6 protein-coding genes are annotated in these 7,980 nt (G+C 66.8%); 3 read left to right on the forward strand and 3 right to left on the reverse strand.

Annotated features, from left to right (window positions below):
* Positions 1-139 precede the first annotated feature (139 nt).
* The 3 genes from J4D52_RS30235 to J4D52_RS30245 are packed head-to-tail and all read right to left on the reverse strand — an operon-like array spanning position 140 to position 5,919.
* Positions 140-1,558, reverse strand: coding sequence for an efflux transporter outer membrane subunit (locus J4D52_RS30235; protein WP_102678238.1), 1,419 nt, complete (start codon positions 1,556-1,558; stop codon positions 140-142).
* Positions 1,542-2,708 carry an efflux RND transporter periplasmic adaptor subunit gene (locus J4D52_RS30240; RefSeq protein ID WP_102678239.1) on the reverse strand — a complete coding sequence of 389 codons (1,167 nt, stop codon included), beginning with the start codon at positions 2,706-2,708 and terminating at the stop codon, positions 1,542-1,544. The genes J4D52_RS30235 and J4D52_RS30240 overlap by 17 nt, the downstream gene beginning before the upstream one ends.
* Entirely contained in the window at positions 2,698-5,919 is a 3,222-nt protein-coding gene (locus tag J4D52_RS30245) for an efflux RND transporter permease subunit (protein WP_102678240.1), read from the reverse strand. Before J4D52_RS30245 ends, J4D52_RS30240 begins: the two co-directional genes overlap by 11 nt.
* A 223-nt stretch (positions 5,920-6,142) precedes the next feature.
* Here J4D52_RS30245 and J4D52_RS30250 point away from each other — a divergent pair, with 223 nt between their 5' ends.
* The 3 genes from J4D52_RS30250 to J4D52_RS30260 all read left to right on the forward strand — a co-directional run.
* Entirely contained in the window at positions 6,143-6,553 is a 411-nt protein-coding gene (locus tag J4D52_RS30250) for a hypothetical protein (protein ID WP_053278585.1), read from the forward strand.
* A 282-nt stretch (positions 6,554-6,835) separates the two neighbouring features.
* Positions 6,836-7,276, forward strand: a complete 441-nt coding sequence (locus J4D52_RS30255; protein WP_053268766.1) for a carboxymuconolactone decarboxylase family protein — start codon at positions 6,836-6,838, stop codon at positions 7,274-7,276.
* A gap of 2 nt (positions 7,277-7,278) precedes the next feature.
* On the forward strand, positions 7,279-7,980 hold a 702-nt coding region (locus J4D52_RS30260), incomplete at its 3' end, for a sigma-70 family RNA polymerase sigma factor (protein ID WP_207272225.1).

Below are 7,980 nucleotides of genomic sequence, written 5' to 3' on the forward strand. Positions count from 1 at the left end.
CGCCAGGGGCAAAGCGTTTTGGTTACTTTGGCGCTCTTCCAAAGTGACCCGCCGTAAGGGCGGAACCCTAAGTGGCCGTAACCGCAGGAACGGATATGTACACAGGAGGGCCGAGCTTTTTAGAGCCCAGCCTCCGGCTTCAGGCTCCAGCTTTCCACCCCCCACCCAACGCCGTAACCAACCCCACACTCGCCAACAACTCCCGCGTCTGCACCGCCTGCAACCCCCGCTGTGCCTGCAACGCCACCGTCTGCGCCGTCACCACCTCCAGATAACTCACCGCCCCCGCCTGATAACTGTTCATGGCCAAAGTCTGCGTATGCTCGGCGGCATTCACCGCCGCCTGCTGGTCCAGCGCCTCCTGCTGCAAATCCCGCAACTGCCCCAGGTTGTCCTCCACCTCACGCACCGCCCGCAGCACCTGGCTGCGGTAATGGGCGGCGGCTTCCTCGAATTCGGCGTGGGCCTGGCGTTCGTTGGCGCTCAGGCGGCCGCCGTCGAAGATCGGCAGGTTGACCAAAGGCCCCAACGCCCAGTAGCGATTGCCCGCTGCCAGCAGGTTGCCGCTGCCCTGGGTCTGCCCGCCGAGCAGGCCGGTGAGGCTGAAGTCCGGGTACCAGGCGGCCCGGGCCACGCCTATGTTGGCGTTGGCGGCGAACACCCGGCGTTCGGCGGCGGTGATGTCCGGGCGGCGTTGCAGCAGGGCGCTGGGCAGTTGTTGCGGCACGCCGGGCAGGGTCAGTGCCTGAGTGGCCGCGGGCAGTTGGAACTGGCTGGCCGGTTCGCCCACCAGTTCGCCGATCGCGTGTTCGGTGAGGTTGCGTTGCCCGCGCACTTCGTCCAGCTCGGCCTCGGCGCTGGCCAGCTGGCTTTGCGCGCGGGTCAGGTCTAGCTCCGAGGCGATCTGCCCCTGGTAGCGGCTGCGGGTCAGTTGCAGGGCCTGGGCGTAGTCGTCCAGGGACTGGCTGAGGATCGCGCTCTGCGCATCCAGGCCATTGAGCTGCACATAGAGGCTCGCCAGTTGCTGTTGCAGGCTCAGGCGCGCCACCGCCAGGTCGTCGGCCGAGGCTTCGGCCTGGGCGTCGCCGGCGGCCACCTGGTTGCGAATCCGCCCCCACAGGTCCGGGTCGAAGCTCAGCGAGAAACCGGCGGTGTTGCTGTTGTACACCGAAGGCTGGCTGCTGCCGCGCAACGGCCGGTGGTCCGACTGGCGTTGGCGCAGCGACTGGCCGCTGGCGCTGATCTGCGGGAACAGCCCGGCATGCAGCTGGCTGGCGTAAGCCTGGGCCGCGTCGAAGTGCGCCAGCGCCGCCGCCAGGTCCGGGTTGGCCTTGAGCAGGCGTTGTTGCAGGTCATCCAGGCGCGGGTCCTGGTACAGCAGCCACCACTGGCTGGCCAGTTGATCCGCTGGTTGTGCCGGATGCCAAGGCCCGTCGCTGGTCTGTTCGCGGTAGTGGGCCGGCAGGTCCACGGTTGGCACCTGGTAGCCGGGCGCCAGGGAGCAGCCTTGCAAGGCCAGCAACAGCAACACAGCAAGCGGTTCAAGCCTTGGGCGCATGCTCACCTCCGGCGTCGGCCAGTTGCACCAGGTCGCCTTCGCGCAGCGCGTCGGGCGGGTTGTCGATGACTCGATCGGCGGCTTGCAGGCCCTGGTCGATCACCAGCCGCGCGCCGAGGTCGAGGCCGATATGGATGTCGCGCAGGTGCACGTGATTGTGCTCGTCGAGCAGCGCCACCTGGGTGCCCTGGGCACGGAAGATCAGGGCGCTGGCCGGAATGCTCAGGCCCTGGGTGTCGGCGGGCAGGGCCAGCGCGGCTTCGGCATAGTCGCCGGGCAGCAGCGCGCCGTCGGGGTTGTCGGCGACGAACTGGGCGAGCAGGGTGCCGGAGCGCTGGTCGATGGCGGTGGAGTCGCCGAGCAGCCGCGCGCTGAAGTGCTGGCCGGGGTGTTCCGGTACCGTCAGCTCAGCGCTGAGGCCGGGGCGGATCACGCTGGCGTAGTTCTGCGGTACCGGCACGTAGAGCCGCAGCTTGTGGGTGTCGGCCAGGTCGAACAGCTGCGGATCGCTGTCGTTGTCAGCCTTGATCAACTGGCCGATATCGGTGTGGCGCGCGGTGATGGTGCCGGCGAAGGGCGCGCGGATGGTCTTGTAGTCCTCCAGGGCCGAGAGTCGCGCATAGTCGGCAGCGGCCGCCTCGGCATTGGCCTTGGCGGCCGCGGCGTTGGAGGTTTTTTCATCGGCCTCCTGGCGCGACACCGAGTGGCTGGCCACGAGATTCTGCCAGCGCACGGCGGTGGTCTGCGCCAGCCGCGCATTGGCCTGTTCCTGCACCAGCCGGGCATGGGCCTGCGCCAGCTGCTGGTCGAGGTCGGGGCTGTCGATCTCGGCGAGAATCTGCCCGGCCTGAACCTTGGTGCCTATGTCGCTGTTCCAGCTTTTCAGGTAGCCGCTGACCCGGGCGTGGATCGGCGCCTTGCTCCAGGCTTCCAGGTGCGCCGGCAGGCGCAGGGTGTCGCCCTGGCGGTTCTGCTGCGGCTGCAACACCCGCACCTGGGGCACGGCGGCGGTTTCGGTCCAGGCGGCCACCGCGCGTTCATGGCGGGTGCGCGCGGCCAGACCGTTGGCCACCAGCAGGGCGGCCAGGGTCAGGCCGCCGATGCCGAGCCACAGCAGGCGTTTGCGCGAGGGGGTGTGTTCAGGCGACATGGGTGCTTTCTCCAGCGACAGCGCGAGTGGGGTGACGCCCGTGGACCAGGCTGAACACCACGGGAACGAACAGCAGGGTGGCGGTGGTGGCGAGGATCAGGCCGCCGATCACGGCGCGGCCCAGGGGCGCGTTCTGCTCCTCCGACAGGGCCAGCGGCAGCATGCCGATGATCATCGCCAGGGCGGTCATGCACACCGGGCGAAAGCGGGTATAGCCGGCTTCCAGAGCTGCCTTCAGGGCATCGCCGTGTTCCGCCAGGCGTTCGCGGCAGAAGCTCACCACCAGGATCGAGTTGGCCGTGGCCACGCCCATGCAGAGGATGGCCCCGGTCAGCGCCGGCACCGACAGCGAGGTGCCGCTGAGGAACAGCATCCACACAATCCCGGCCAGGGCCGCGGGCAGCGCGGTGATGATCACGAACGGGTCGAGCCAGGACTGGAAGTTGACCACGATCAGCAGGTAGATCAGCACCACCGCGCCCAGCAAGCCCAGGCTCAGGCCGCTAAAGGCTTCATGCAGGGCGTCGATCTGCCCGTGCAGGCTGATGGTCGCGCCCTTGGGCCGCAGCGTTTGGCTGTCCTCGAGGACTTTCTGGATATCCCGGGCCACGCCGCCCAGGTCGCGGCCCTGGACATTGGCGTAGAGGTCCAGGGTCGGCTGGATGTTGTAGTGGGTGACCACTGCCGGGCTGTCCACCCGCGAGATGCTGGCCAGGCCGCCGAGGATCTGCGACTGGCCGTTGCTGCCGGTCACCGGCAGCGCTTCCAGGGACGGCAGGCTGTCCAGGCGGTACTGCGGGGTGGCGGCGACGATCGAGTAGGACACACCGTTCTGCGGGTTGAGCCAGAAGGTCGGCGCCACCTGGGAACTGCCGGCCAGCGACGCCACCATGCTGTTGGTCACGTCACGCTCGGTAATCCCCAGGCCGTTGGCCCGCAGGCGGTCGACCTTGACCGCAAGCGAGGGGTAGCCGGTGGACTGCTGGATGCGCAGGTCGGCGATGCCCGGCACATGTTGCAGGCGCCGTTGCAGTTCCAGGGCATAGGCGCGGTTGGCGGCGCCGTCGGGGCCGGAGATTTGCACGTCCAGCGGCGCCGGCGCGCCGAAGTTGAGGATCTGGCTGCTGATGTCCGCCGGCAGGAAGGCGAACTGGCTGCCGGGAAAACTTTCCGGCAGGGCTTCGCGCAACTGCTTCACGTAGTCGGCGGTCGGCGCGTGGCCGGGCTTGAGGGTGACCTGGATATCGCCGTCCTGCGGGCCGATGGTGCCGCTGCTGCTGTAGGCCATGTCGATGCCACTCAGGGGGATGCCGATATTGTCGATCACGCTGTCCAGCTGCTCCGGCGGAATCACCTCGCGAATCCGCGCCTCGATGCGGTCGAAGGCCGCTGCGCTTTCCTCGATCCGCGTGCCCAGGGGCAGGCGCACATGCAGGGCCAGGGCGCCGGCGTCTGTGGCCGGGAAGAAGTCCTGGCCGAGGCTCGGCAGCAAGGCGAAGGAGGCCAGCACGCAGGCGAGGAAGCCCAGCAGGAAGCGCTTGCGGTGGGCCAGGGCCAGGGTCAGCAGGCCGTGGTAGGTGTCACGGACATTGGAGAAGCGCCGCTCGAAAGCCTGCTGGAACCCCAGCAGCCCGCGCACCAGGGCATGCCGTGGCGGGGCGTGCTGCTCGCCTTCGTGGTGGTTGATGAACGCGTCTTCCGGGTGATGCCCCGGGCCTGCTTCCGGCACATGGGGCTTGAGCAGGTACATGGCCAGGGTCGGCACCAGGGTCCGCGAGAGGATGAACGAACTGGCCATGGCGAAGATCACCGCCAGCGCCATGGGCCGGAACAGGTAACCGGCGATGCCCTGCAACAGGAACATCGGCACGAAGACGATGCAGATGCACAACAGCGAGACGAAGGCCGGGCCGACGATCTGTTTCGCGCCGTCGAGGATCGCGGCCTTCACCGCCTTGCCCTGTTCCAGGTGCCAGTTGATGTTCTCGATGGTCACCGTGGCGTCGTCCACCAGGATCCCCACCGCCAGCGCCAGCCCGCCCAGAGTCATGACATTCAGGGTCTGGCCGCTGGCGGCGAGCAGGGCGATGGCCGCGAGCACCGCCAGGGGGATCGAGGCGGCGATGATCAGGGTGGAGCGCCAGCTGCCGAGGAACAGCAGGATCATCGCGCTGGTCAGCAGCGCGGCGATGATGCCTTCCCGGGCCACGCTGCCCACCGATTGCTTGACGAACACCGAGGCGTCGCCCAGCAGCGAAGTCTTCAGCGCCGGCGGCAGGGTTTCGTCGATGCGCGGCAGCATCTGGCGGATGCCATCGACGATCGACAGGGTGGAAATATTGCCGTTCTTCAGCGCCGGCATCAGCACCGCGCGGTGGCCGTCGACCCGCACGATATTGCTCTGCGGTGGCGAGCCGTCGCGCACATGGGCCACCTGGCCGATGGTGATCAGCGCGCCGTCGACGGTCTTGATCGGCAGGTCGTTGAGCTCGTCGATGGCGCTCGGGCTGTTGTTCAGCAGCACCGTGTACTCGCTGGCGCCGAGCTTGGCGGTGCCCACCGGGATGATCTGGTTCTGCGCCGCCAGGGCGTTGCCCACGTCCTGCGCCGACAGGCCCTTGGCGGCCAGGGCCTGCGGGTCCAGGTCGAGGGTGATCTGCCGCTGCTTGCCGCCCATGGGCGTCGGCATCGCCAGCCCGGGTACGGAGCTCAGGGGCAGGCGGATATTGTTCTGCACCAGGTCACGGATCTTCGCTTCCGACAGAGTCGGGCTGGAGAAGGCCATCTGCAGGATCGGCACCGTCGAGGCGCTGTAGTTGAGGATCAGCGGCGGGGTGATACCCGGCGGCATCTGCTTGAGCACGGTTTGCGACACTGCCGTGACCTGGGCATTGGCGGTGCGGATATCCACCCCCGGCTGGAAGAAGATCTTGACGATGCCCATGCCCGGCAAGGATTGCGACTCGATGTGCTCGATGTCGTTGACCGTGGTGCTCAGGGAGCGCTCGTAGGTGTAGATCACCCGCCCGGCCATGGCGTCCGGCGACAGGCCGGTGTACTGCCAGACCACCGCCACCACCGGAATGCCGATATCGGGGAACACATCGGTGGGCGTGCGCAGGGCCGCCAGCGGCCCGATGATGCAGATAAAAATCGCCAGCACGATAAACGTGTAGGGCTTGAGCAGAGCGGTCTTGACCAGCCCGAGCATGGGGTGGACCTCCGAGGCGGAAACAAAGCTCGGCAGTCTCCGGCGACCCACCTAACACGCGGCTTTCAGCCAGGTGAAGGAAGTTTTAGGTAAGGCCTGAATTTCCTTTCACGGGGATTCATTTGTCCTCTGCATGGGGCCTCGACAAGCTGCATGGCAATCCGGCGTGACTGCTTTTTGGGGCATGCGCCGCGTGTTGATTTCCACTGCCAAGGTACCTGCCATGAATGCCAAACCCCTGCTGCTGATTCCCGCCCTGAGCCTGGTGCTGCTGTTGTCCGCCTGCGCCGGCCCGATGCCGCAACCCGACCCCAGGGAAGCCTGGATCAGCCTGGAAGAAGAGGGCCCCAGCGACCTGATGGCCGAACGGGTCGACGGCAAGAACGTCGACGACGGCCGCTACTTCGAAGTCCAACCCGGCGCCCACCGCCTGGACGTGACCCTGTTCGAAGAAGTCGGCGGCGACTCCAACCAGGTCGACTGCCGCGGGCACGTGAGCTACCCGAACTTCCAGGCGGGGGAGCATTACAAGTTGGTGGAATCGACCCTGGGCACCGAGGTGCGGGCGCGGTTGTTTGATGCCCAGGGCAAGCAGGTGGCCAGTGCGCATGGGTTTGAGTGTATGCCGGGGTAGGGCTGGTCTGGGTGGCGCTCGTTCCTTCGAGGGGAGAAGAAAGTGTCAGCACTGCTGACACTATTGCCCCGAAACTCCGGGTTCTGACCCAACCGGCAAAAGTCGCGCCACTGGTGCGACAAATTCATGCCGGGGCTTTGAGGGAGTTCAAGACTGCCCGCTGTGGATGAGCTGGTTTTTGGGGGCGGAAGCAGGTGTCCGAATTATTTTTCCGCCACCCCGTCACAAACCACCAAGCTGGCCCGTCATGTCGGTGTATCCCTCAATTAACGGAGCCACCCCATGTCATCCAGCCACCCGACCCAAGCCGTCAACCTGCTGCAAACCATCCCCGAGATCTTCGAAAGCCTGGGCCAGGTCCACGGCCTGATCGACGCCCACGGCCTTGCGCGCAAGCTGCACCACCTGGTGGTGTTGCGTGCTTCGCAGATCAACCAGTGCGGCTTCTGCGTGAAGATGCACACCCGTGAGGCCCGCGAAGACGGCGAAAGCAACGAGCGCCTGGACCGCCTGGTGGTCTGGCGCCATGTCAGCGATTTCAACGCCGCCGAACGCGCCGCCCTGGCCTGGACCGAAGCCCTCACCGTGCTGCGCGAAGACACCGACTTCGGCCCGTTGCGCGCCGCCTTGCGCGAACATTTCAGCGAAGCGCAGATCGCCGCCTTGACGGCCGATATCGGCATGATCAACCTGTGGAATCGCTTGCAGGTGTCGAGGCACTGAGGATGGATCGAATCGATGAAACGACGGTGTTCGAAAGCCGTCGCAGCTTCCTGCTGGGCCTGGCCTACCGCCTCCTCGGCTCCCGCGCCGAGGCCGAGGACGTGGTGCAGGACCTGTTCATCAAATGGCTGGAGGCCGACAAGGCCTCCATCGCCACCCCGGCCGCCTGGCTGACCACCGCCTGCACCCGGCACTGCATCGACCTGCTGCGCTCGGCCCAGCGCTCGCGGCTGGACTACGTCGGCACCTGGCTGCCGGAACCGATCCACACCCTGCATCACGACTCCCCCGAACAGAGCCATGAACTGGCCTCGTCGCTGTCCACCGCCTTCCTGCTCCTGCTCGAACGCCTGACCCCCAAGGAACGCGCCGCCTACCTGCTGTACGACATCTTCGACCTGGACTACCCCCAAGTCGCGCAAACCCTCGGCGTCCAGGAAGCCACCTGCCGCAAACTGGTGTCCCGCGCCAAAGCCAGCCTGGGCAACACCCAGGCCCGTTACCAGCCGGACCCTTCACGCCAGGAACAACTGCTGAGCGCCTTCCACAGCGCAATCACCAGCGGCTCGACCCAAGGCCTGGCCGCCATGCTGTCCGAAGATGTCGAGCTGTGTGCTGATGGCGGCGGCAAGGCTAGTGCCATTCGCGAGACCTTGTATGGGGTGGAGGCGGTGTTGGCGTTTGTGGGCGAGTCGTTGAGCCGG

Source organism: Pseudomonas sp. GW460-12-10-14-TSB1 (genome assembly GCF_017349775.1).
Lineage (GTDB): Bacteria > Pseudomonadota > Gammaproteobacteria > Pseudomonadales > Pseudomonadaceae > Aquipseudomonas > Aquipseudomonas piscium.

What these genes read in the sequence shown, in the direction of transcription:
- J4D52_RS30235 (WP_102678238.1), bottom strand. Translation starts at nt 1,558, where the DNA reads ATGCGCCCAAGGCTTGAACCGCTTGCTGTGTTGCTGTTGCTGGCCTTG.
- J4D52_RS30240 (WP_102678239.1), bottom strand. Translation starts at nt 2,708, where the DNA reads ATGTCGCCTGAACACACCCCCTCGCGCAAACGCCTGCTGTGGCTCGGC.
- J4D52_RS30245 (WP_102678240.1), bottom strand. Translation starts at nt 5,919, where the DNA reads ATGCTCGGGCTGGTCAAGACCGCTCTGCTCAAGCCCTACACGTTTATC.
- J4D52_RS30250 (WP_053278585.1), top strand. Translation starts at nt 6,143, where the DNA reads ATGAATGCCAAACCCCTGCTGCTGATTCCCGCCCTGAGCCTGGTGCTG.
- J4D52_RS30255 (WP_053268766.1), top strand. Translation starts at nt 6,836, where the DNA reads ATGTCATCCAGCCACCCGACCCAAGCCGTCAACCTGCTGCAAACCATC.